At 37.3% G+C, this 23,242-nt stretch carries 23 protein-coding genes; 4 read left to right on the top strand and 19 right to left on the bottom strand.

Annotated elements, in window-relative coordinates; translation table 11 throughout:
- Positions 1-18: 18 nt before the first annotated feature.
- The 4 genes from B045_RS0113335 to uxaC all read right to left on the bottom strand — a co-directional run bounded on the left by B045_RS0113335 (position 19) and on the right by uxaC (position 5,693).
- Positions 19-1,899, bottom strand: a complete 1,881-nt coding sequence (locus B045_RS0113335) for an amidophosphoribosyltransferase (protein ID WP_018464768.1) — start codon at positions 1,897-1,899, stop codon at positions 19-21.
- A gap of 13 nt (positions 1,900-1,912) precedes the next feature.
- The gene (gene glmS, locus B045_RS0113330) at positions 1,913-3,754 is read right to left on the bottom strand and encodes a glutamine--fructose-6-phosphate transaminase (isomerizing) (RefSeq protein WP_018464767.1); all 1,842 of its coding nucleotides are present in this window, start codon (positions 3,752-3,754) and stop codon (positions 1,913-1,915) included.
- Positions 3,755-3,853: 99 nt separating this feature from the next.
- Entirely contained in the window at positions 3,854-4,132 is a 279-nt protein-coding gene (locus B045_RS0113325) for a hypothetical protein (protein ID WP_018464766.1), read from the bottom strand.
- A 157-nt stretch (positions 4,133-4,289) separates the two neighbouring features.
- Positions 4,290-5,693, bottom strand: a complete 1,404-nt coding sequence (gene uxaC / locus B045_RS0113320) for a glucuronate isomerase (RefSeq protein WP_025883575.1) — start codon at positions 5,691-5,693, stop codon at positions 4,290-4,292.
- Between the two features lie 130 nt (positions 5,694-5,823).
- On the opposite strand from uxaC, the gene B045_RS0113315 reads away from it, so the two are divergent.
- A complete protein-coding gene (locus tag B045_RS0113315) occupies positions 5,824-6,876 on the top strand; it encodes an asparaginase (RefSeq protein ID WP_018464764.1) in 1,053 nt (350 codons plus the stop codon).
- Between the two features lie 4 nt (positions 6,877-6,880).
- On the opposite strand, the gene B045_RS0113310 is transcribed toward B045_RS0113315, so the two are convergent.
- The 12 genes from B045_RS0113310 to mazG all read right to left on the bottom strand — a co-directional run bounded on the left by B045_RS0113310 (position 6,881) and on the right by mazG (position 16,374).
- Positions 6,881-7,768 (bottom strand): AraC family transcriptional regulator, encoded by an 888-nt coding sequence (locus B045_RS0113310; protein WP_018464763.1) that lies wholly within the window; start codon positions 7,766-7,768, stop codon positions 6,881-6,883.
- 19 nt (positions 7,769-7,787) lie between these two features.
- Positions 7,788-8,675: a 4-hydroxy-tetrahydrodipicolinate synthase gene (gene dapA, locus B045_RS0113305; protein WP_018464762.1), complete on the bottom strand. Its 888-nt coding sequence runs from the start codon at positions 8,673-8,675 to the stop codon at positions 7,788-7,790.
- A 110-nt stretch (positions 8,676-8,785) separates the two neighbouring features.
- A complete protein-coding gene (locus B045_RS0113300; protein WP_025883572.1) occupies positions 8,786-9,703 on the bottom strand; it encodes a DMT family transporter in 918 nt (305 codons plus the stop codon).
- A gap of 47 nt (positions 9,704-9,750) precedes the next feature.
- Positions 9,751-10,482: a tRNA pseudouridine(38-40) synthase TruA gene (gene truA, locus B045_RS0113295; RefSeq protein WP_018464760.1), complete on the bottom strand. Its 732-nt coding sequence runs from the start codon at positions 10,480-10,482 to the stop codon at positions 9,751-9,753.
- A 5-nt stretch (positions 10,483-10,487) separates the two neighbouring features.
- Positions 10,488-10,928 carry a hypothetical protein gene (locus B045_RS0113290; RefSeq protein WP_018464759.1) on the bottom strand — a complete coding sequence of 147 codons (441 nt, stop codon included), beginning with the start codon at positions 10,926-10,928 and terminating at the stop codon, positions 10,488-10,490.
- 19 nt (positions 10,929-10,947) lie between these two features.
- Positions 10,948-11,331, bottom strand: coding sequence for a hypothetical protein (locus B045_RS0113285; RefSeq protein ID WP_018464758.1), 384 nt, complete (start codon positions 11,329-11,331; stop codon positions 10,948-10,950).
- Positions 11,332-11,381: 50 nt separating this feature from the next.
- Positions 11,382-11,927 (bottom strand): RNA polymerase sigma factor, encoded by a 546-nt coding sequence (locus B045_RS0113280; RefSeq protein ID WP_018464757.1) that lies wholly within the window; start codon positions 11,925-11,927, stop codon positions 11,382-11,384.
- 4 nt (positions 11,928-11,931) lie between these two features.
- Complete coding sequence (locus B045_RS0113275) at positions 11,932-13,461, bottom strand: L,D-transpeptidase family protein (protein WP_018464756.1); 1,530 nt, start codon at positions 13,459-13,461, stop codon at positions 11,932-11,934.
- A 78-nt stretch (positions 13,462-13,539) separates the two neighbouring features.
- On the bottom strand, positions 13,540-13,851 hold the full coding sequence (locus tag B045_RS0113270; protein ID WP_018464755.1) for a T9SS type A sorting domain-containing protein: 312 nt from the start codon (positions 13,849-13,851) through the stop codon (positions 13,540-13,542).
- Positions 13,852-14,030: 179 nt separating this feature from the next.
- A complete protein-coding gene (locus tag B045_RS0113265) occupies positions 14,031-14,945 on the bottom strand; it encodes a ribonuclease Z (protein WP_025883566.1) in 915 nt (304 codons plus the stop codon).
- Positions 14,946-14,959: 14 nt separating this feature from the next.
- Positions 14,960-15,523 carry a lipocalin-like domain-containing protein gene (locus B045_RS0113260; RefSeq protein WP_018464753.1) on the bottom strand — a complete coding sequence of 188 codons (564 nt, stop codon included), beginning with the start codon at positions 15,521-15,523 and terminating at the stop codon, positions 14,960-14,962.
- Positions 15,524-15,540: 17 nt separating this feature from the next.
- The gene (gene mazG, locus B045_RS0113255) at positions 15,541-16,374 is read right to left on the bottom strand and encodes a nucleoside triphosphate pyrophosphohydrolase (RefSeq protein WP_018464752.1); all 834 of its coding nucleotides are present in this window, start codon (positions 16,372-16,374) and stop codon (positions 15,541-15,543) included.
- Positions 16,375-17,201: 827 nt separating this feature from the next.
- On the opposite strand from mazG, the gene B045_RS0113250 reads away from it, so the two are divergent.
- From B045_RS0113250 to nudC, 3 genes are all read left to right on the top strand, one after another.
- Positions 17,202-17,534: an RNA recognition motif domain-containing protein gene (locus tag B045_RS0113250; protein ID WP_018464751.1), complete on the top strand. Its 333-nt coding sequence runs from the start codon at positions 17,202-17,204 to the stop codon at positions 17,532-17,534.
- 136 nt (positions 17,535-17,670) lie between these two features.
- Complete coding sequence (locus tag B045_RS0113245; protein ID WP_018464750.1) at positions 17,671-19,416, top strand: bifunctional metallophosphatase/5'-nucleotidase; 1,746 nt, start codon at positions 17,671-17,673, stop codon at positions 19,414-19,416.
- A gap of 3 nt (positions 19,417-19,419) precedes the next feature.
- Positions 19,420-20,196, top strand: a complete 777-nt coding sequence (gene nudC, locus B045_RS0113240; RefSeq protein ID WP_018464749.1) for an NAD(+) diphosphatase — start codon at positions 19,420-19,422, stop codon at positions 20,194-20,196.
- A gap of 66 nt (positions 20,197-20,262) precedes the next feature.
- Here the strand turns inward: nudC and B045_RS0113235 are convergent, their stop codons facing one another.
- From B045_RS0113235 to B045_RS0113225, 3 genes are read right to left on the bottom strand one after another with little or no spacing between them, the layout of a single operon-like run.
- On the bottom strand, positions 20,263-20,898 hold the full coding sequence (locus tag B045_RS0113235) for a trimeric intracellular cation channel family protein (RefSeq protein ID WP_018464748.1): 636 nt from the start codon (positions 20,896-20,898) through the stop codon (positions 20,263-20,265).
- Complete coding sequence (locus B045_RS0113230; RefSeq protein ID WP_018464747.1) at positions 20,898-21,860, bottom strand: D-2-hydroxyacid dehydrogenase; 963 nt, start codon at positions 21,858-21,860, stop codon at positions 20,898-20,900. The genes B045_RS0113235 and B045_RS0113230 overlap by 1 nt, the downstream gene beginning before the upstream one ends.
- 29 nt (positions 21,861-21,889) lie before the next feature.
- The gene (locus tag B045_RS0113225) at positions 21,890-23,161 is read right to left on the bottom strand and encodes a replication-associated recombination protein A (RefSeq protein WP_018464746.1); all 1,272 of its coding nucleotides are present in this window, start codon (positions 23,159-23,161) and stop codon (positions 21,890-21,892) included.
- Positions 23,162-23,242 lie beyond the last annotated feature (81 nt).

The following is a 23,242-nucleotide window of genomic DNA, read 5'->3' as shown; positions in this document are numbered from 1 at the left end:
TCTATTTAAACAAGCTTATTATTTCTCTACACTTTCAACATAGTTTACAAAAGCCTGATTACATAGTTTTGTTCCACCAGGTGTTGGAAAATGTCCTGTGAAATACCAATCACCCTTATGGTTTGGTATAGCCTTGTGCAATCCTTCTATGCTCTGGTAGACAATCTCGATAGGAGTTGTAACACCCTCCGGGCGAAGTATCTCGACAATCTTGTTGTTTATTTCCTCTATAGTAAATGGTTTGTAGATATTACGAACCACATTAACCATATCTTCTTTTGGTTTCTTGAGCTCTTCCTTACACTCATTATAAGTATCACGAATGACATTATCCATTCCACGATCCTTAAGCAAAGCTATTGTTGCCCTGAACACACAGAATTCTTCCAAGCGAGGCATATCGATTCCGTAATAATCAGGATAGCGTATTTGCGGAGCACTACTGACAACAACCATTTTCTTTGGATGCAGACGATCTAAAATCCTAAGAATACTCTTTTTAAGAGTAGTTCCACGAACAATGCTATCGTCGATAATCACGAGATTATCCTCATTAGGAGTAATACTATCATAAGTGATATCATATACGTGACTCGCAAGGTCGTTACGGCTATTGCCTTCGGTGATGAAAGTACGCAGTTTGATATCTTTCCACGCAATCTTCTCAGACCTAACGTAATCATTCAGAATCTCTTCTAATTCTTCGTGACTAGGAGCATGTCCGAGACTCTCGATCTTCTTTATCTTCTCGTCGTTAAGATATCTCTTGAATCCATTGAGCATGCCATAGTAAGCAACTTCTGCCGTATTTGGAATATAAGAGAACACTGTGTGAGCGATATCATAATTAACAGCCTCAAGAATAGGTTCTGTGAGTTGCTCACCCAATTTTTTACGTTCATTGTATATGTCACAGTCAGAACCTCTACTGAAATAGATTCTTTCAAAAGAACATGCAGAATCACCTTTAGGCTGAAGAATCTGCTCAACAGAACATTCTCCATCTCTCTTAACGAGAAGAGCAGCACCAGGCGCAAGTTCCTTGATGTCGGCACTGTCAAGATCGAAAGTAGTCTGAAGAACAGGGCGCTCACTTGCAAGGACAACGATCTCATCATTCTTATAATAGAATGCAGGACGTATTCCCCAAGGGTCACGCATAGAGAACATCTCTCCACTACCAGTAACGCCACAAACAACATAACCGCCATCAAAGTCGGCCATTGTTTTTTTCAAGACGTTACTCATCTTGACATTATCTTCTATGAATTTTGTTATATCGGTATTAGTAAGTCCTTTAGTTTTAGCAATTCCAAAATTTCGTTCAACTTCTCTATCCAAACGATGTCCCATCAACTCGAGCATTATATAGGTATCACTATATACCCGTGGACATTGTCCCTGAAGAGTGAGCTTATCGAAAATTTCGTCGACATTCGTCATATTGAAATTACCACAGAAGCATAAATTCTTGGCTCTCCAGTTGTTTCTTCTTAAGAAAGGGTGGACATAAGTTATTCCACTCTTTCCTGTAGTACTGTATCTGAGGTGCCCCATGTATAATTCTCCCGCGAAAGGAAGGTTCGCCTTTGCGAATTCCACATTAGACACATCATCAGAAGCGATGTTAGCATAATCCTTATGAACGTTGTCGAATATCTCAGTAATGGCGTTAGAGCCTTCAGCCCGTTCACGGAACATATATTCGTTCCCAGGCTGAGTATTGAGTTTCACGCATGCCATTCCTGCTCCCTCCTGACCTCTATTGTGCTGTTTTTCCATCATCAAATAGAGTTTATTCAGGGGATACATCCAAGTGCCATACTTCTCCTGATAATATTCAAGTGGTTTGAGCAGACGAATTAAAGCTACACCACAGTCTTCCTTTATTTCTTCCATATTATATTTTATTCTATTCTACAGTGACTGATTTAGCAAGATTTCTTGGTTGGTCTACATTCTTATCCTTGCAGACAGCAATATGATATGCAAGGAGTTGAAGTGGGATTGTTGCTAGCAATGGTTCCAGACATTCAAGCGTCTTAGGTAATTCAATCACCTCATCGGCAATACGGCTGATGGTTTCATCTCCCTTAGTAACAAGAGCTATCACCCTACCCTTACGAGCCTTGATTTCCTGAATATTGCTAAGTACCTTCTCATACATTGCATTATGTGTAGCGATAACGACTACCGGCATATCTGAATCTACAAGAGCGATAGGACCATGCTTCATTTCTGCGGCAGGATAGCCTTCAGCATGTATATAGCTAATTTCCTTCAGTTTCAAAGCACCTTCCAAAGCGACTGGATAACTATAGCCACGACCAAGATAAATAACGTTGTGGGCATAAGTGAAGATACGGCTTAAATCAGCTATCTTATCGTTTTGTTCAAGCACCTCTTTCATCTTATCAGGAATTAAAGACAATTCTTTCACTACGGCATTATATGTTTGATCATCAATAGTGCCCTTTTCTTTTGCTAATGCTAGAGACAACATTGCCAACACGATAACCTGACCAGTAAATGCCTTCGTAGAAGCTACACCAATCTCAGGACCAACATGGATGTAACTACCTGTATCAGTGGCTCTAGGAATGCTTGAACCAACAGCGTTACATATCCCATATATCAATGCACCAGAACGCTTTGCCAACTCTATAGCAGCCAAAGTATCGGCTGTCTCGCCACTCTGTGACATCGCTATAACTAGGTCATCCTTGGTGACAACAGGATTTCTATATCTGAACTCACTTGCATATTCAACATCTACAGGAATACGGCAGAATGTCTCGATAAGTTGCTTACCAATAAGTCCTGCATGCCAACTTGTTCCGCAGGCTACAATAATTATTCTCTTAGCGGCAAGTAATCTTTCTTTATAATCAATTACAGCACTCAGCGTAACTTGATCAGCATCTGCATTTATACGTCCACGCATACAATTCTTCAAACATTCGGGCTGCTCAAAAATCTCTTTAAGCATGAAGTGTGGATAACCACATTTCTCGATCTGTCCAAGATTCATGTCGATAGTATGTACCAAAGGATTAAGTTCGCGATTCAATATATTAACTACCTTTAGCTCTTCACCAAGACGCATCACAGCAATACTGCCATCTTCAAGATAAACAACCTTATCGGTGAATTCAATGATAGGACTTGCATCTGAACCAAGGAAGAATTCATTTTCGCCAATACCTACGACTAGTGGACTCTGCTTGCGAGCAGCAATAATCTGATTAGGTTCGCGCTTGTCAAGTAATGCTATTGCATAAGCACCGATTACCTGATGCAAAGCAACCTGAACGGCTGTAAGTGTATCAAGGTTTTTCTTGACCTGAACATACTCTATCAACTGAACCAACACTTCTGTATCGGTATCAGAACGGAACTTAACACCTTTGGCGATAAGATTATTCTTAATCTCAGCATAGTTCTCGATAATACCATTATGAATAATGGCAAGATTCTTTGATTCTGAGTAATGAGGATGGGCATTAACAGATGAAGGTTCACCATGAGTAGCCCAACGAGTATGGGCAATACCTACATGCCCACTGATGTTTTTCGCTTCACAAAAAGACTCTAGGTCAGCAACCTTTCCCTTTGTCTTGTAAACATTAAGATCATCGTTATTTATGAGTGCTACACCAGCACTATCATATCCTCTATATTCGAGTCTTTTTAATCCTTTGATTAAAATTGGATAAGCATCTCTGCTACCAATATATCCTACAATACCACACATAAATTATTTGTATCTAATATTATTTTTAAATTTATATATTAAAAAAAAAAGATGAAACCGAATAAATCAATTGTCATCCTTATTTTCGAATCATCGTAACTAACTACTAATAACCTTTCCCTGCATAAAATTCATATTGTCGATATCGGCATGCGAGGCGGTTTGTATCAAACCATCTTTCTTGATGCCTTTACCTATAAAAATATATTGTGAAAAGTATTTGTCTATCTGTTTTAGATTGCCGACGTGGGAATAAGATATTGCTAAAGACTTTTGACAATCGGTAACAACAACATCAGCCACTTTTTTGCCATCAGAGCAACTGCTCAGTAGCAAAACAATTGCCATAATAAATAGTGAAATGAGTGATTTCTTCATATCAACAACTCGGTAATCGTTAAAACCTTTGCAAATTTAGCTCTAATATTTGGAAATGGCAAATATTTGAGCTTTTAAATTAATGACTGATTTAAAATATTATTTTTTTCACTCTTAGATACAAAAAAACGGGAGAAAGAATCTCCCGTTTTGGTATTTAATAGAACTTGAAATAGTTTCGAGCGTTATTATAAGAAATGTCCTCAACCATGCGAGCCAAAGTCTCTTTATCATTTGGAAGAAGCCCCTTCTCAACATCGTTTCCAAGCAGATTACATAATAATCTACGGAAATATTCGTGGCGTGGATAGCTCAAGAATGAACGGCTATCTGTAAGCATACCTACAAAACGACTAAGCAAGCCCAATACAGAAAGTGCATTCATCTGCTTTGTCATGCCATCAAGCTGATCATTAAACCACCAACCTGAACCGAACTGGATTTTACCAGGACATGAACCGTCTTGGAAGTTGCCAAGCATTGTTGCGATAACTTCATTCGCACAAGGATTAAGACAATATAAAATTGTACGTGTAAGCTTGCCATTTAGATTCAACTCATTCAGGAAATGACTCATTGCATGAGCTGTTGTAAATTCACCGATAGAATCAAAACCAGTATCAGCACCAAGCTTATTATACATAGATGTATTATTATCACGGATAGCGCCATAATGGTATTGCTGAGTCCAATCAGCAGCATAGTCCATCTCTGCACAAATCTTCAAGAATGCATGCTTATACTGGCGTATCTCCATAGCACTAAGCTGCTGACCACGAAGAGATTTCTCAAATATAGTTTCAATCTGACTGTCTGTGTATGGTTCATCATAGAATTCCTCAACACCATGATCTGAAAGTTTGCATCCATTCTCTGTAAAGAAGTCGTGACGCCTTTGAAGAGCGTCTACCATATCATCAAACTTATTAATAGCAACACCACTTACCTCAGAAAGAGTTTTTACATAATCAGCGAAATCAGGCTTTTCTATATTCATAGCCTTGTCTGGACGCCATGCAGGAATCATCTTAATTTCGAATCCACTCTCACGTGTCTGCTTGTGATAACGCAAGTCATCAACAGGATCATCAGTTGTGCAAACGCATTCTACATTGTAGTGACGCATCAAGCCACGAGCACTATACTCTGGTAGCTTCAACTTCTCATTACACTCATCGTAGATCTCACGAGCAGTAGCAGGACTTAAAATCTTATCTATGCCAAAAGCTGTCTTGAGTTCAAGATGTGTCCAATGATAAAGAGGATTGCGGAATGTATAAGGTACAGTTTCTGCCCATTTCTCAAATTTTTCCCAGTCACTAGTATCATCACCCGTGCAGTATTTTTCATCTACACCATTTGTACGCATAGCACGCCATTTGTAATGGTCTCCACCAAGCCAAAGTTCTGTAATACTGCGGAATTTGTGATCATTAGCAACCATCTCAGGATTAAGATGACAATGGTAGTCAATAATTGGCATTTTAGCCGCATGATTGTGGAAAAGCTCCTGTGCTGTTTCTGTTTCCAACAGGAAATTTTCATCCATAAACTGTTTCATAATCGATTTTTATATTTGATTTATTTTGTTTTAGATATTGTTTTCTATGCAAATATAGTTCATTTTTTTGGAACTACGAGAAATTTAAACTATATTTGCATTGTTTTTTACGTAAACGATGTCGTACATTATGGATAATAACAATAATAAGAATCATACGGGAAAAGTTCTTCTCATCTACACAGGTGGCACAATTGGCATGGGAAGAAACACTTTAACAAAAGCATTAGAGCCATTGAATTTCAATCATTTAATAAGCAATATGCCAGAGTTTAAATACCTATCTGTCGGCATAGATGTTTATCAATTTGAAGAGCCAATTGATTCCAGTGATATGAGCCCTAGACTATGGGCTCATCTTGTTAGAACTATCAGTACAAAATATGATGAATACGACGGTTTCGTAATACTTCATGGAACAGATACCATGGCTTACACGGCATCTGCACTTTCATTCATGTTGGAAAATCTTACCAAGCCTGTAATTCTCACTGGTAGCCAGCTACCAATCGGACAAATGCGGACTGACGGAAAGGAAAACCTTGTGACAAGTATAGAATTAGCATCAGCACAAAACAAAGAAGGCAATGCTCTTATTCCAGAAGTTTGTATTTATTTTAGTGGCAGACTACTAAGAGGAAACCGATCTACAAAACAAAACGCAGACGGATTTAATGCCTTTGACTCATTTAACTACCCTCACCTATGCGAAGCTGGTGTAAAATTCACATTTGCCAAGCATCACATACTGAAACCTGACTATTCAAAAACAATGATTCCACATTTTGACATGAATCCAAACGTCATGGTTTTTTCATTATTTCCAGGGATTCAGGCTAATATTTTCGGACACGTTCTTGATGCCCCTGAATTGAAAGGTGTTGTGATGCGTAGTTTCGGAAGTGGAAATGCACCACAACAGCCATGGCTTATGCGACTTCTAAAAGATGCATCTGAAAGAGGTGTTACGATTGTAAATATAAGCCAATGCGGTGCAGGATTTGTGGAAATGAGCAGATACGATAATGGATATCAATTAAAAGATACAGGGGTGATAAGTGGACATGACAGTACTGTCGAAGCTGCCGTTACAAAACTTATGTATCTTCATGGACAATATGAAGACACAAACGTAGTAAGAGAATTGATGTGCAAGTCTCTTGCAGGGGAAATAAGTATCTGATAAATTATACTATCACACGTGTTTTGTGATAGTTTTCACGAAACTCAGAAGGAGAACACTCCTTTTTCTTCTTAAAGATACGATTGAAGTTGCTCAAATTATTAAAACCACAATCAAAACTTATCTCAGATATGCTGCGAGCTGTATCAACAAGCATTCGTGAAGCATACCCCAAACGAATATCAATAATATATTCACTAAGATTACGTCCTGTGTGAAGCTTAAAGAACCTACTAAAGGCACTAGGACTCATTCCAGCCATATCAGCAAGTGTGGAAAGACGAATCTCATCCATATAATTCTTACTGATGTAATTCTTTACCTTTAAGATTCTGCGGCTATCATCTTCTACTATAATTTTTGCAAAACTTGAAGAAGCCAAAGTTCGTGTTCCGTCGCATTTAGACAACTCATATAGAATAGTCATAAACTGCATCACGGCATAAAATCCATCCTTAATCTGACTAAGGGTATCAAGTTGCGTATATACTTTCATGATAGCACTTAAAGGAAAGCAAAGTCCTTTCTTTGCTTCAGTCATCATCTTGCGCATACTCATGAAAGGATTACGTCCGAAGATATTCTCATTGGTCATGTTAAAATCAAACTGTATCGTAACCTCACGAATATCATCACTTGTACATTCGTGCTGTTCCCAAACATGCTCCAAATCAGGACTTGTAATCAATACTAAATCATAATCACCAATGACCTCAGAAGAGTCGCCAACTATTCTTTTCACACCCTTTGCACGCTCAACAAAATTCAATTCATAAACTTCATGGCTATGTATTGGATATGTAAACTCCTTCTTATGTCGATCTGCTATATAAAGCACATCCTTACCCATAAGAGGTGTTATCTCATGAATGACTCTTCGTTCTTCACTCATATATTTGATTTTAGTTATTCTAAATACGCAAATCCTTCAGGATTTCAGACATTTTCTGCTTAGTCTTAATGGTAGTTGGAACAAGTGGCAATCGCAACTCATTCTCAATCATTCCCATATCGTTAAGCAGAGCCTTACATCCAGCAGGATTACCGTCTACAAACAGCAGTGAGTATAATTCGGTAAACATGTGATGGATTTTACGTGCTGGTTCGTATTCGCCTTTGAATTCAAGCCTTATCATTCTACTGAATTCCTTAGGAAGAGCATTACCGATAACAGAAATAACACCAGCAGCTCCGCTTGCAATCATTGAAAATGTCAAAGCATCATCACCACTGATAACATCAAAATTATCAGGTTTATTCTTTATGATCTCATCAACCTGTTCTAGGCTTCCGCTAGCTTCCTTTACACCAACTACATTCGGAAAATCTTTGGCTATCCGGACTGTAGTTGCAGCAGTCATGTTGACACCAGTTCTACCAGGAACGTTATAAAGAACTATTGGCAGAGGACTAGCCTCAGCGATAGCTTTAAAATGCTGATACAAACCTTCTTGCGATGGTTTGTTATAATAAGGGCAAATGCTCAATATTCCATCAATACCACTCCAGTCTGTTGTTTTTATCTCGTCAACAACAGCAGCAGTATTGTTACCACCACAATATTTAAGAATAGGAATACGGCCGTTTACTATTTGCTTTATGAAAACTGTTATTTCATCTCTTTCAGCTTTAGTAAGGCATGGAGCCTCTCCTGTTGTAGCCAAAATGCATAGAAAATCAGCTCCGTTATCAAGCTGATATTCCACAAGACGCTTAAGTGATTTATAATCCACCTCTCCGTCTGTCGTGAAAGGAGTTATCAGGGCTATACCTAAGCCCTTAAAGATGTTACGTGCCATATTACTATTAATTAACTTTCGATCTTGTGCACAAAGTTACATGTTTTACATCAATTTGCAAAAGAAATTTATGAAATAATTTCAAAAAGGCATTATTTGCAATTTTTATTCTACTTTGATCCGAAGTAGAGGAATATCATACCCAAAAGGACTAGGGCGAGGTCGAAAGCTTTTGCCTTAAGATTCTTTTCATGAAACAAAGCCGCACCAAACAAGAAACTTACGATAACACTACCGCGTCGTACCATACTTACGATTGATATCATTGCACCTGGCATACTTAACGCATAGAAATATACGAAATCAGCCGCACTAAGAAATAAGGATATAAATATAACAGACCAATCCCAATGGAACGGAGTTGTCTTTTTACGACTAGGCCACCAGAGCAAAACTAACATTGCACCCATCATTGCCATTTGATAAATATTATACCAACTCTGAACAATCATACGGTCCAAGCCTACTCCACCATCTTCGGGACTAGCCATAAGATACTTGTCATACAATCCGCTTACTGCTCCTAACATAGCCGCCAAGACAAGAAAATAGATCCACTTATCATGTCTAAAGTCTATGCCTTCCTTTTTACCGCTTTTACTGAGCATAATAAAAGACATCACTGCCAAAGCTACACCTATCCACTGCCAAAGGTTTAACCGTTCTCCAAAAACGAGTAAGGCACCAACAAGAACCATTACAGGGCGAGTTGCATTGATAGGACCAACGATTGTTAGTGGTAAATGCTTCATCGCAAAATATCCAAATATCCAACTTGAAAGGACGATACAACTTTTAAGAATTATATAACGATGAACGTCCCAACCACCTTGAGTTACGTAAAAAAGACTTCCATCAAGAAGGTGGGTTGACGAAGAAAGAATTATAAACGGAATAAAAATTAGGGACGAAAACAATGTATTCAAAAACAGAACCGGAATAACAGCGTTATCATGAAGTGCTTTCTTTTTAAACGAATCGTAAAAACCCAGCAAAGCTGCTGACAAAAATGCAAATATTAACCACATGTACTATAAATATAAATTATGAATTATGCACCAAGCATATATACTTTCTAATATTCAATATCCTCTAAAAACAATGCATTGCCAGGCATACTCTCACCTGCATCACTTCTATTTCCATTATCAAGAATATCTTTAAACTCGTCAAGTGTAATCCTATGACGCCCCAATAAGATCAAGGTACCAACGGTAGCTCTGACCATGTTTCTTAAAAATCTATTGGCTGTTATCGTAAAATACCAAGAATACTCTGATGTCTGAACCCACTTGCATTCTTTAACATGACAAATGGTTGTTTTGTTATCAGCTCCTGTCTTGCAAAAAGCAGCAAAATCCTCATGCTCTACTATTATCTGAGCAGCAGCATTCATTAAATCAAAATCCAACTCATAATGAGTTTCTAAAGAATAATGGCGCAAGAAAGGATCCTTTCTTACGTGCAGATAATAATGATACGTACGCCATTTTGCAGAAAAGCGAGCATGCATTTCATTGTCAACAGGTTCCACATTGTATACTCCGATATCACGGGGAAGAAGACGATTTAACCTAAACGCCAATTGCGCACCATCAATTACTTTATCATAATCAAAATGCGCAACCATCATTCTTGCATGTACACCAGTATCTGTACGACCAGCACCAACTACCTCTATATTCTGTCTCAATATCTTTGAGAGAGAATCCTGCAACCTTTCCTGAACCGATATTCCATTAGGTTGAATCTGCCAACCATGGTAACCAGTACCGTCATAGCTAAAATATACGAAATATCTCTGCATTAATTTTAATTCTTTGGCGCAAAAGCCTCCTTAAAAGCCTGTCTGTGAAATTTTTCCTCTGCCTTTAATATTTCAAGCACTTTGCCGGCAGGCAATATCTTAAGAAAACTATTATGATATTTCTGCTGTATTCTCTTAATTTCAATATCTATAACATCTATTCTACGAATAGCCTTCTCAGACATAACATTATCTTTAATATCTGTATGATGAAGACGTTTCATTTCGTTAAAATACATTCTTATTTTACTCTGCATCTCCCTATAAATAGGGAAAAATCGCCCTGCTTCCTGTGGTGTAAGTCCAGCCTTTGTTGTTATAAATTGTTCCAATGAAGCCTCGAAACGTTCAGGGTCAAACTTTGGGCGAGAATTTTCAGGAGTATCAGCCATAACGGGAATAGCCAAAAACATCACTGATAAAAATACCATTACATAATACTTCATAATAAACACCTTTTTTTATTTACTTATTATCCGCCAAAGAGGCATAAATATCCTCATTATCCATCATCGTGTAATCAGCCATTTGATCAAAGTTAGTTTTACTTTGGTCTATATTCTCCTTTTGTGGCATAGATGCCCTCTCGTATGAGTTAACTACATTGTATTTTCCAATATAGGTATAAACACCTATCGTTAATGTTGCAGCAATAACTGCTGCAGCGATACCACCACGCAAACGCGAACTCCACAACATTGGATGCAATTTTACAATTCCGGTTTTATGGGATTTGTCTGGCAACTTACTCATTAGCTGTCTGGTAAAATCTTCAAAATAGCCATCAGGCACTTTAAAAGGTTCAACTTTACCAAATTGCGTTATTAGCTTTTCCTCATCTTTATCCATATCTGCGTTTTTGTTATATTACATGTTTGACGAATCGTTATACGAAAAGTTTAATCGTAAAGTTTTAAAAAATCTACTATTTTCTTAACCGCCAAATGATAGCTAGCTTTCAATGCTCCTTCACTAGTGCCTAGAATTTCACTCATTTTGCTATATTTCATTTCATCGTAATATCTTAGACAGAACACAGAACGCTGCACATCTGGCAAACGTGATATTGCTTCCTGCAGACGCGCTTGTATCTTGTCTCCATCAAAATATTCATCAGCAAGCAGCCTTGAAGCTAATCCATCATTCTGATCAGTACTGATATTATTGTTATTTTTTTGCGAGCGAATAAAATCCAGGCTTTCGTTTATAGCTATACGGTAAAGCCAAGTATATAGACTTGCCTTATTTTGAAAGTTATCAATCTTATTCCAAGCCTTTATAAAGGTGTTTTGCAGAATATCATTAGTATCTTCATGCTCTACAACGATATGCCGAATTTTCCAATAAAGGGGTTGACTGTAGTGTTCTACAATCTTTGAAAAAGCTTGCCTACAGGTTTGCTCATTCTTCAGTTCCTTTAATATTTCGCTTTCGTTGTATTCCATGTTGTTAATACCCCAGATAATTTTTCAATGTGGAGAAAATCACGTTATCATAACCATAAACGTCACTGTATGATTTGATATTGCCTTCGAAGTCAGGATAAAGAGTAAAATAAGTGATAAACAACGGAACTTTAGGAGTCACATTAATCATACTTATAATGCGAGAATGATTCAGGGTATCTTTCTTGAGTTCTGAGTTTTCATTCTTTTTATTATCAGTCGAAACTATTCCTCCCCCAATTTGAGCAGTCATCGAATATTTTATCTTACTTATAATATTTTCATTCTTATCACTTAACATAAACACCGCAAGAGAAAAAGGTTTCTGAACACGTACACAACCATGGCTTACACCACGATCTTCCTGTGAGAAAACTCCATGTTGATCGGTATCATGGATAAACACACTAAAACTATTATTGAATCTAAAGATTATTCTTCCTAAAGAATTACCTACGCCACCAGCCTGCACAACAAGGTAATCACTGCTATTCAGCATTTCCCTAGTAACCTTATCGAAACTTATTTTCTTACCTGTTTTTCGTTCCCTAACAAAGAATTGATGACTTTCAAAATAAGAACGGTTTCCTATACGATTTATAATACTCTTTTTTACAATGCTGCGTGGAACTATCCATTGCGGATTAATATCCATACGCATTATTGCACTAGTAAGCAATGGCGTTTTCGTTTCAGAAGAACCACATCCTATTCTCATTCCAAGGGATTTATTGCCATCAACAGCTCGCAGACGAAATGACGGAATATTTACTAACACATACTTATCATGCATACTAGGATAGTCCTTTAATCTCCAACGGCATCTTTCCATATTGCATAATATTTTGATCCTCTGAGTTTTAGAATGAGTTTGCTTCAGTTTTTCATAAAATGTCCAATACAATTTACTCTTAGGCTGAATATCTTTAAGAAATTCAGCAACACTGTCAACTCCTATCTTTCTCATAGCAGTTCTATAAAATGCCTTGTCAGGTTTTTCCATTGGAATATCAAACAACTTACGATAAGTCACAACGGTAGAATCTTTGTCATAAGGATCTAATCTATTCAATTCATACGACGGATTAAAATATCCAAAGCGCTGACCTATAACATAACGTAAATAAGCTTTTGTTAGATTATACTCCAATCTTGCCATAACTCTATTGATAGAATTATGCGATGTGTCAAAATCAAGTTCACGAGCTCTTCTTAAATCACGCTCTATCTGCCCATATCTGAACTTATTCCTGCTGAATCCCATTTCATTAACCTTGCGGATATAATTAAGAAGAATATCAGCACGATTATCCACACCACAACGGTCTATCCACAAGAAACTACCTTTATTTGAGTAATATCCTTTAAGATGAGCATCCGCAGCCATAGAATCATTATCTGCATTTATCATCATATCAAGATATGCTCTAATCCGATGAGAATTAAGTGCATAAGCAGAAGTGTCCAACTTAGCAAAGTCAGACAAAGTCAAATTAATATTTGGATTTGTGGTTTTCTCTCTACATGAAAACATGCAAAAGATAATAATTACCGAAAGAAAAAGACACAATTTTATCTTGAATACTCTCAAAACTCAGTTTTTATAAAAATATTATTTTACTGAAATCTTTTTCACTAACTTTCCAACCTTAACGATATAGCACCCTCGGGGCAAGTCAAGACCAAATCGTTTGTCGGTACTATCTATATTTTGACTAACCACCAAGATCCCAGTAACATTGAATATTTGTAATTTTAGCCCTTCACCACCTGTGACTCGCAAGTTGTTCTGCTCAAAATAGATATTTATATCATTAAACTCAGCAATTTGCTCTATTCCACTCGTATTACTTGCCAGCAACGGAGTTGACAAAGCACTGAATGCTATCACCAAGATAAATATATAATACCAATGTCTTGCCATCTTGTTTTTGAAATTGATTCCGTATTAAAAGAAATAATATATGCAATGTCTCTGACGCTTTTTATCACATTATAAAAACATAGTGCATACATTAATATCCAGACAAAGGTAATCTTTTTACAGACACAGTACAACTACTCAAATAGGAAAATATTATATTATTAACAATATTTACGATTTCAAACATCAAAAACCATTCCCTCATTTGTAAGGAAACTATTTGCAAATATACTTTTTGCCTCATCAAGTAAGCAGCTTTCATTCTCATAACGAGCACTGAAATGTCCAAGAAGTAATTTACCAACTCCTGCATCTTTAGCTACATGAGCAGCTTGCTCTGCAGTTGAATGATAATACAATTTAGCACGACCTTCATTATCTTTTGCATAAGTACTTTCATGATAAAGCACATCTACATTCTCCAAACTTTTATAAAGATTTGGAATATACTTAGTATCACTACAATAAGCATAAGAACGTGCCTTATCAGCTGGCTGTGTCAATTTTTTATTTGGAATTACTTTTCCATCTTCATCAGTCCAGTCTGCCCCAGCCTTAATGTTATTTATTTGGCTTATCGGTATATTATAGCAGTTCATCATATCCCTGTCTATATGCCTACAGCCCTCTTTTTCGCGAAACAAATAGCCACAAGTTGGTACACGATGTTGCAATGGAATCGTCTCAACAACAAGACTCCTATCTTCATATATAACAGCTTTCTTAGTTGTATCTACTGAATGAAACTCAACATTAAATTCAAGTCCTTGACAAAAAAAGTTTATCTGATTTTGAAGTATTTCTCCTAGTTCTGCAGGTGCATAAACGTGTAGTGTTGCCACGCGACCAAGCATGCCAAAAGTACTTATCATACCAATAAGTCCAAAGCAGTGATCACCATGCAAATGAGAGATGAACACAGCTTGAATTTTGGTGAATCTTATTTTACTTCTACGCAACTGCATCTGTGTTCCCTCACCACAATCAATCATAAACAGTTTCCCTCTTATCTCTACAACTTGCGATGAAGCGTAATGTCTCATTGTCGGCAAGGCTGACCCACAGCCTAAAATATGGATTTTAAATGGTTGCATATTTACGATCCAACTTATTTCTGACGCTTATAGGCAAAGATACCATCTTTGTTTTCAAGATAAAGAGAGTCCGCACCAAGATTATTAATAGCGAAAGTATCTTTATTAAGCAATAACTTACCATTCCATATTTTCCATTCTGTCCATGGATTTGTCTCTGCCTGCAAATGACTCTTTACAACTCCACCTTCCAATATTTCGAAATTGCGGTCTATACTTGTCCAGTTTCCTTGAAGAGTTGTTATATTTAAAACTGTCGTTGCATAATTTTCTTTATCCACTTTATGTCCGATAACAGCCAATCTGTCACCAACTAAAAGTCCACCAAGCACACTGGCAGAGTCTGCTCCATCATCCATAATAGTATAGTTTATCGTGTCTCCACCATCAGTAATAAGTTCTAGACTGTGCATTGCAGTACCTTCGCCACATACTCCATAAACAGTCGTATCAGCTGCAACTTTAGCCACAACGGTATCTTTATCGTTTAACTGTGCGCCCTTCTTTCCTTTACTATTGCATCCTATCATTGAAAGGATAGCTATCATCATAAAAGAAACATAAAATATTTTTTTCATATCATCAATAATGTTTATTATCTATCAAATTTCTTGGCCTCGTTCCAAAGTTTATCCATATCTTCAAGAGTAAGATCTTTCAATTTCTTTTCCATTTCCTTGCATTTGCTTTCAACGTATCCAAAACGACTTATAAACTTTTGGTTAGTCAATTCCAATGCATTGTCTGGATTTAGATGATATAGACGTGCTGCATTAATTACGCTAAAAATGAAATCGCCCAATTCGCGTGTAGAATTTTCTACATCCTCCTTATTTAATTCAACTTCCAACTCACCAAGTTCTTCGCGCACCTTATCCCAAACATCTTCCTTATGTTTCCAGTCAAAGCCTACATTACGAGCCTTATCTTGTATCCTATAAGCTTTAATCAAAGAAGGTAGAGCAGCAGGAACTCCAGAAAGAACTGTTTTATTTCCATCTGTTTCTTTTTGCTTCATCTGCTCCCATGTCATTTCCACCTCAGTAGAATCACTAGGAGTATCAGCTAATTCTGATTTAGGATCACCTTCCCATCCGGTCCAATCTATAAAAGAATGGCGAAACATTAATTTATGACTAAGCTTATCGCAAACATCTGCAATGTCAAAACTTTCTTTCTCAGCCCCAAGCAATGCATAAAAAACTACATGTTCCATTACATCGCCAAGTTCTTTGCATATTTCCTTATCATCACATTTCATCAATGCGTCACATAGTTCATATACCTCCTCTATAGTATTAGGTCGCAGACTTTCATTCGTTTGTTTCCTATCCCATGGACATTCTTTTCTCAATCTGTCCTGTACGTCAAGCAGGCGACCAAAAGCCTGCATTTTTTCTTCTTTTGTATGATGCTTAAATGAATTCATAGCACAAATATATGAATAATAAATTAAATCGCAAAACTTTCTTTCGACAACTTTCTCAAGAGGCACTTTACACATAATTAAATAGAGTATGTGGCATGAATCTAAATATTAAGTATTCTCAGAAAAAAGTTTTTTAAATGTCACTAATCCCATAACGTCAAAACTCCTTATTTTATAAAGGATTGACTAATAACATCATCTGACTAAAAATAACATTAAATTCTAAAGCTCACTGTTTTATAGCTCTTTTTTAAAAAGCTACACTATACTAACAAATGTGCTAGAATTGCCCTACGCCAGTAAAAAGATAATCCAAGCTAGAAAATCGTAAGAACCAATTAAAAAAGATATGATTACACAAGCTATAAAACAGATTAAGAATAAATTATATCATTCAAAATAGTTAGAAAAACTATCATATTTAGGCACAAATGTGTACTTTTTGCCCAAAAAAGCAAAAAAAATATAATTTCAAGTGATTTTTTTTGCTTCAAATTTTGATAATTGAAAAAAAGAAAGTAACTTTGACCCCATAAACAACAGAGTTTATACTGGATATTATTTGAGTTTGAGTTTTTCGCTATTTCATATTGCGGTTAATTCTATTCCGAATCGACATCATTATTCGCTCCGATGTTAATGGAGAGTTAGCGGTCAATTATGATAAAAAATCTATTTCCCGTCTTTTCTCGAAAAAACAGCAACAAGCTGTTACCAAATATTGATATTGTGATTGTAAACTTTACATATTGATATACAACAAAAAAAGAGAAGGTACATGCGTCATTGGCGTTGTATCAATAATTAATTAATATAAAGAAAAGAAAATGAACATTTATGTTTCACATTTGAGCTGGAACACCACGAGTGAAAGCTTATCAGATTTATTTACAAAGTTTGGCGAAGTTACGTCTGCTAAAATCGTTACAGACAGAGAGACTGGCCGCTCACGTGGTTTCGGATTCGTTGAAATGGCTAATGATGAAGAAGGTCAAGCAGCTATAGATGCCCTTAATGAGACTGATTTCGACGGAAGAACTATCGGTGTTAACGTTGCACGTCCTAAAGAAGATCGTCCAGAGCGTCGTTCTTTCGGTAACAACCGTGGAGGTGGTTTTGGTGGTAATAACGATGGTGGTTACAACCGCAGAAGATATTAAAATCATCAGATAGATAACTATCTGCAAATCAAATAGGAGAAAGAACATTATGTTTTTTCTCCTATTTTTGTTTTATGTATTTCACGTTTAATGGAAAAAAATGTGCTAACTTTGCAAAATATAAAACAATAGATTTATGAGAAATATAACTCTTGCTATTATCGCATTATTGATGTGTGGCAGCGCCTTTGCTAAGCAAAAGACCATTAGCCTCAAAATTATCGAAACAAGTGACGTTCACGGTAGTTTCTTCCCTTACGACTTTGCTAACAGACAGCCTAGACAAGGTTCTATGGCACGTGTCAGCAGTTATGTTAAAAGACAGCGCAATGCTGGAGACGTAGTATTGCTAGACAATGGAGATATCTTACAGGGACAACCTACTAGCTATTTCTATAATTATGTGGCTACCAACGACAGTAACATTGCTGCCAATGTGATAAACTACATGAAATATGATGCAGAAACTTTAGGAAACCATGACGTAGAACCTGGACACGCAGTTTATGACAAATGGATTAAAGAAGTGAAATGTCCTATGATTGCCTGTAATGTTGTAAACGCTAAGACCGGCAAGCCATATGTTAAGCCATATACTATAATCTACCGCAACGGAGTTAAGATTGCGGTAATGGGAATGCTTACTCCTGCAATACCAAACTGGCTTACAAAGGATCTTTGGCAAGGTTTAAGATTTGAAAACATGGTGACTGCCGCAAAGAAATGGATGAGCGTTATCAAGCAGACAGAACATCCTGACCTAATCATCGGTCTCTTCCACAGTGGAAAGTCTGGTGGAATAACGACTTCTGAATATGAAGAAGATGCAAGTTTAAAAGTTGCTACTCAGGTACCAGGATTCGATGTAGTGATGTTTGGACATGATCATACTCGAGACAATGAGATGATAAAGAATGTTGCTGGAGAAAATGTTCTTTGCATTGATCCTGCTAACAATGCTCTTACCGTGGCAGAAGCTCAAATTGAACTTACATACAAAAACGGAAAAATTATAAGTAAGAGTATCACAGGAAATCTTGTTGATGTAACAAAGGAAGATGTAGACTCTGCATACATGGATCACTTCAAGCCACAAATTGAGAAGGTAAATAACTATGTGGACAGAGTGATTGGAAATTTCAGTAACACTATTTCTACACGCGATTGTTATTTTGGTTCATCTGCATTCAATGACTTCATACTAAACCTTCAGCTACAAATCACTAATGCCGACATAGCCTTTAATGCCCCACTCCAGTTTGATGCATCTATAAAAGCAGGACCCGTAAGAGTTGCAGACATGTTCAATCTCTACAGATTTGAAAACCAACTCTATGTAATGAGGATGACAGGTGAAGAAATAAGGAAGCATCTTGAAATGAGCTATGACTTGTGGGTAAACACAATGAAGAGTGCTAATGATCATCTACTATTACTGTCTGATACTCGTGGAGACGCACAAAGACTTGGTTTCAAGAATTTCACATTCAATTTTGATTCAGCCGCAGGCATTGATTATGTAGTTGATGTAACCAAACCCGATGGTGAGAAGGTAAAAATTATGTGCATGAGCAACGGTAGGCATTTCGATGAGAAGAAATGGTATAAAGTAGCACTTAACAGTTACCGCGGAAACGGTGGCGGAGAATTGCTCACTAAGGGTGCAGGCATACCAAAAGACAGTTTAGACAGCAGAATCATTTATCGTAGTCCACGTGATCAACGCTATTACTTGATGCAGGAAATAGAAAAAATGGGAACCGTTGATGCAAAGCCAAACAATAATTGGAAATTCATTCCTGAGGAATGGACTGTTCCTGCTGCAAAACGTGATAGTTTGATTCTATTCAAACAAAAAGCAGATGCTAAAGATGAGAAATAAAAAATGAAGAAACTTTGGTTTATATTCTGTAAAGATGAAGTCGTGCTAGAAAAGCACGGAGATGGAACATTTTCTATTCCAGAAAGCGAAGAACCACCAGTTGCGACGAAAGTATGGACTCACATAATGAACGTGGCTTTTGCTGATGAAGACGATGTGAAGACGTTTTATATTGACAGTCCAGTTACCAACAACGAAAAATTTGAAATGTGTGGACTTAGGAAAAGTTTTTATAAACTTCCTAAGTCACTTTATGATAAAGCTGGTAAATGTCACGAATTGCTTTATTGGGATCAAAACACCAAATTCTGTGGTGTATGCGGAGCTCCAATGAAGATGCATACCGACATCAGCAAGCGATGCACTAATTGTGGTAAAGAGGTGTGGCCATCATTGGCTACTGCAATTATAGTACTAATTCATAAGGGAGACGAGGTTTTATTGGTTAACGCAAAAACTTTCAGAGGAGAATTTTACGGACTTGTTTCTGGATTTGTTGAGACTGGTGAAACTTTAGAGGAAGCTGTTAACAGAGAAGTACTTGAGGAAACAGGACTTACTATCGACAACATAAAATATTTTGGAAGTCAACCATGGCCATATCCTAGCGGATTAATGGTTGGATACAATGCCGATTATGTTGAAGGCGAACTCCATTTACAGCACGAAGAACTAGCTAACGGTCGCTGGTTCAAAAAAAACAATCTACCAACAACACCTGAAAAATTAAGTATTGCACGCATGATTATCGATGATTGGTTGAAAAATAATTCAAAATAACAAATAACATTTACAAGAAAAGGGCAGTATAGATTATACTGCCCTTTTACATTTAAAAATATTTTTTTATTGTTCATTCCTGAGTGTTGGAAGCGATATATGAAATTTAACTGCAATAAATCGTATTATACATATCACTAGGAAAGTTCCAATTGCAGTTAGTCCCACATTAAGACCTAGCGTCATCATGAGCCAATACACCAATCCTCCGGCGACACTAGCCATAGCATAAATATCCTTCTGAAAAACAACAGGTTCTTTATTAAGCAATACGTCACGAATTACTCCACCTGCTGCCCCCGTTATGCAACCCATAATTATTGCCACCCAAAAAGGATAGTCGAATTGAAGCGTTTTCTGAATTCCTGCTATCGTAAAGAGCGCAAGTCCCAATGTATCAAATATCAACCACACATTTTCAAGTCTATTTAGCGACTTTGCAAACAGAACATAAACAAGTAATGCTATCACAGTACATGTTACATAAATGGTTGAGGTCATCCAAAAAGGAGTTGTCCCAAGCATAACGTCACGAATTGTTCCACCGCCAATTGCAACCGCAAAGCCACACACAAAACCGCCAAACCAATCAAAATGCTTAGCAGCCGCCATTCGTATTCCTGAAATGGCAAAGGTAAAAGTTCCTACAAACTCTATTATATGCTGCACGGTGCGTGCAACTTCGGGATTAGGACCTATCATTATTTTGTTTTATTTACAATATTCTTAGGACTTCCGTCAATATATGACTTCAAGTTTTCCTCTAATATATTCATAAGTCTAGTGCGTGCGTCAATGGTAGCCCAAGCTACATGTGGAGTAATAAACGCATTGGGCTGAGCAAACAAAGGATTGTCAGCCAATGGAGGTTCTTCACACATCACGTCAGCACCATATCCACCAAGCTGGCCACTATTTAAGGCTTCTGCAACATCCTGTTCGTTCACTAATTGTCCACGACCTGTGTTAATAAGCAATGCTCCATGCTTCATTTTCTTAAGAGATTCCTTATTAATAAGTTCTCTTGTTTCTGAAGTTAAAGGACAGTGAAGTGTTAGTATGTCACTCACTGAAAGAAGTCCATCTATAGCGGTCTTCTGTATACCAGCAGGAAGTTCACTTGAACTTTTACTAGTAAAAGCATACACATCCATACCGAAATCTTGGGCAATACGTGCAACCTTGCTGCCAATACTTCCCAATCCCAAAATACCGATGGTCTTTCCGCTTATTTCCATTAGCGGAGTATCCCAATAACAAAAATCAGGATTGTTACTCCAGCGTCCCATGCGATTAAGATCGGCATAATGTTCCACTCTATTCACCATATTAAGGATGTGGGCAAATGTCATCTGTGCGACACTGTCCGTACTGTATGCAGGAATGTTTGAAACCAACACGCCACGTCTGCTCGCCGCCTCAATATCCACAACATTGTAGCCAGTGGCAAGAACTCCTATATATTTCAATTTTGGCAATTGCCCCATTATTTCATCTGTAATATTTACCTTATTAATAAGTATTACCTCTGCTTCTTTGGCTCTAGACACAACATCTTCCTGTGAAGTTCGGTCATAAAGCTTGAATTCTCCAAGTTTGCTTATTGCATCCCAACTCAAATCGCCAGGATTTACTCCATATCCATCTAACTCTACTATTTTCATTTTTTCAATATATAAATGTAAACTACATCTTATTTAAATCTATCATCCCAACATTGGTTCATCCAATTGTTGAGTTTTTCTTCAGCCGGACTATGTTGTCCTTTCCAGAAGCTATCATTCTTCAAATCATCAGGAAGATACTGCTGTTCTGTAAAATGACCAGGATAATCATGAGGATATTTATAACCATCATGATAACCTAGTTCTGCCATAAGTTTCGTAGGCGCATTGCGCAAATGCAAGGGCACAGGAAGATTACCTGTCTGCCTAACTTTCGCCAAAGCAGCATCCACACCAAGGTAGGCAGAATTACTCTTCTGACTTGTAGCAAGATAAACAGTTGCTTCGGCAAGCGGAATACGTCCTTCAGGCCAACCAATCTTCATAACAGCGTCAAAAGCGGCATTGGCAAGAAGAAGTGCATTTGGATTTGCGAGTCCAATATCCTCAGCAGCACTTATCACAAGTCTTCTGGCAATAAACTGTGGATCTTCTCCTCCCTCTATCATTCTTGCCAACCAATACAATGCTGCATCAGGATCACTTCCACGAATACTTTTTATGAAAGCCGATATAATATCGTAGTGCATCTCTCCATCCTTATCATAAGCAAGCGGATTAGATTGCAGTCTGCTCTCTACAAGAGCATCGGTAATTTCAATATCAGTATCATCGCCCGAGTCAACAACGAGCTCTAGAATATTAAGAAGTTTACGAGCATCACCTCCACTGTATCTAAGTAGAGCGCCACTCTCTGTAAGTGTTATCTTTCGCTTACAAAGTTCAACATCATCATTTATCGCCCTTTGAACTAGATTCAATAAATCATCTTTTTCAAGCGGCTTCAATACATACATCTGACAGCGAGATAGCAAAGGACGGATAACCTCAAACGATGGATTTTCCGTAGTAGCGCCTATAAGCGTAACTATTCCACGTTCAACCGCACCAAGAAGAGAATCCTGTTGCGACTTACTGAAACGATGTATTTCATCAATAAATAATATAGGAGAAGCAGAACTGAAGAACCTCCCGTTTTTAGCTTTATCAATAACCTCACGAACATCCTTCACACCACTAGTAACCGCACTAAGGGTATAAAATGGCGTATCGAGTTTGTGGGCAATAATCTGCGCAAGAGTAGTTTTACCCACACCAGGCGGTCCCCATAATATAAACGATGATATTCTTCCAGAATCTATCATCTTGCGCAAAACAGCACCCTCTCCTACCAAATGTTCTTGTCCAACATAGTCGTCAAGAGAGCGTGGACGCATTCTTTCTGCTAATGGTTCACTCATAATTATATGCAAAAATAAGGAATTAGTTGAATATAACAAAAAAATCTATGCTAAAAATTTGTGAATATGATGCAAAGTATT

The sequence above is a fragment of the Segatella paludivivens DSM 17968 = JCM 13650 genome, assembly GCF_000373185.1.
Classification (GTDB): Bacteria; Bacteroidota; Bacteroidia; order Bacteroidales; family Bacteroidaceae; genus Prevotella; species Prevotella paludivivens.
The sequence above is the reverse complement of the archived record's forward strand: the minus strand, read 5'-3'. Positions and strand labels throughout refer to the sequence as shown.

Bases quoted from the DNA above. Each gene is read 5' to 3' on its own strand.
- B045_RS0113335 (WP_018464768.1), bottom strand. From the start codon at position 1,899: ATGGAAGAAATAAAGGAAGACTGTGGTGTAGCTTTAATTCGTCTGCTC.
- glmS (WP_018464767.1), bottom strand. From the start codon at position 3,754: ATGTGTGGTATTGTAGGATATATTGGTAGCAGAGATGCTTATCCAATT.
- B045_RS0113325 (WP_018464766.1), bottom strand. From the start codon at position 4,132: ATGAAGAAATCACTCATTTCACTATTTATTATGGCAATTGTTTTGCTA.
- uxaC (WP_025883575.1), bottom strand. From the start codon at position 5,693: ATGAAACAGTTTATGGATGAAAATTTCCTGTTGGAAACAGAAACAGCA.
- B045_RS0113315 (WP_018464764.1), top strand. From the start codon at position 5,824: ATGGATAATAACAATAATAAGAATCATACGGGAAAAGTTCTTCTCATC.
- B045_RS0113310 (WP_018464763.1), bottom strand. From the start codon at position 7,768: ATGAGTGAAGAACGAAGAGTCATTCATGAGATAACACCTCTTATGGGT.
- dapA (WP_018464762.1), bottom strand. From the start codon at position 8,675: ATGGCACGTAACATCTTTAAGGGCTTAGGTATAGCCCTGATAACTCCT.
- B045_RS0113300 (WP_025883572.1), bottom strand. From the start codon at position 9,703: ATGTGGTTAATATTTGCATTTTTGTCAGCAGCTTTGCTGGGTTTTTAC.
- truA (WP_018464760.1), bottom strand. From the start codon at position 10,482: ATGCAGAGATATTTCGTATATTTTAGCTATGACGGTACTGGTTACCAT.
- B045_RS0113290 (WP_018464759.1), bottom strand. From the start codon at position 10,928: ATGAAGTATTATGTAATGGTATTTTTATCAGTGATGTTTTTGGCTATT.
- B045_RS0113285 (WP_018464758.1), bottom strand. From the start codon at position 11,331: ATGGATAAAGATGAGGAAAAGCTAATAACGCAATTTGGTAAAGTTGAA.
- B045_RS0113280 (WP_018464757.1), bottom strand. From the start codon at position 11,927: ATGGAATACAACGAAAGCGAAATATTAAAGGAACTGAAGAATGAGCAA.
- B045_RS0113275 (WP_018464756.1), bottom strand. From the start codon at position 13,461: ATGTTTTCATGTAGAGAGAAAACCACAAATCCAAATATTAATTTGACT.
- B045_RS0113270 (WP_018464755.1), bottom strand. From the start codon at position 13,851: ATGGCAAGACATTGGTATTATATATTTATCTTGGTGATAGCATTCAGT.
- B045_RS0113265 (WP_025883566.1), bottom strand. From the start codon at position 14,945: ATGCAACCATTTAAAATCCATATTTTAGGCTGTGGGTCAGCCTTGCCG.
- B045_RS0113260 (WP_018464753.1), bottom strand. From the start codon at position 15,523: ATGAAAAAAATATTTTATGTTTCTTTTATGATGATAGCTATCCTTTCA.
- mazG (WP_018464752.1), bottom strand. From the start codon at position 16,374: ATGAATTCATTTAAGCATCATACAAAAGAAGAAAAAATGCAGGCTTTT.
- B045_RS0113250 (WP_018464751.1), top strand. From the start codon at position 17,202: ATGAACATTTATGTTTCACATTTGAGCTGGAACACCACGAGTGAAAGC.
- B045_RS0113245 (WP_018464750.1), top strand. From the start codon at position 17,671: ATGAGAAATATAACTCTTGCTATTATCGCATTATTGATGTGTGGCAGC.
- nudC (WP_018464749.1), top strand. From the start codon at position 19,420: ATGAAGAAACTTTGGTTTATATTCTGTAAAGATGAAGTCGTGCTAGAA.
- B045_RS0113235 (WP_018464748.1), bottom strand. From the start codon at position 20,898: ATGATAGGTCCTAATCCCGAAGTTGCACGCACCGTGCAGCATATAATA.
- B045_RS0113230 (WP_018464747.1), bottom strand. From the start codon at position 21,860: ATGAAAATAGTAGAGTTAGATGGATATGGAGTAAATCCTGGCGATTTG.
- B045_RS0113225 (WP_018464746.1), bottom strand. From the start codon at position 23,161: ATGAGTGAACCATTAGCAGAAAGAATGCGTCCACGCTCTCTTGACGAC.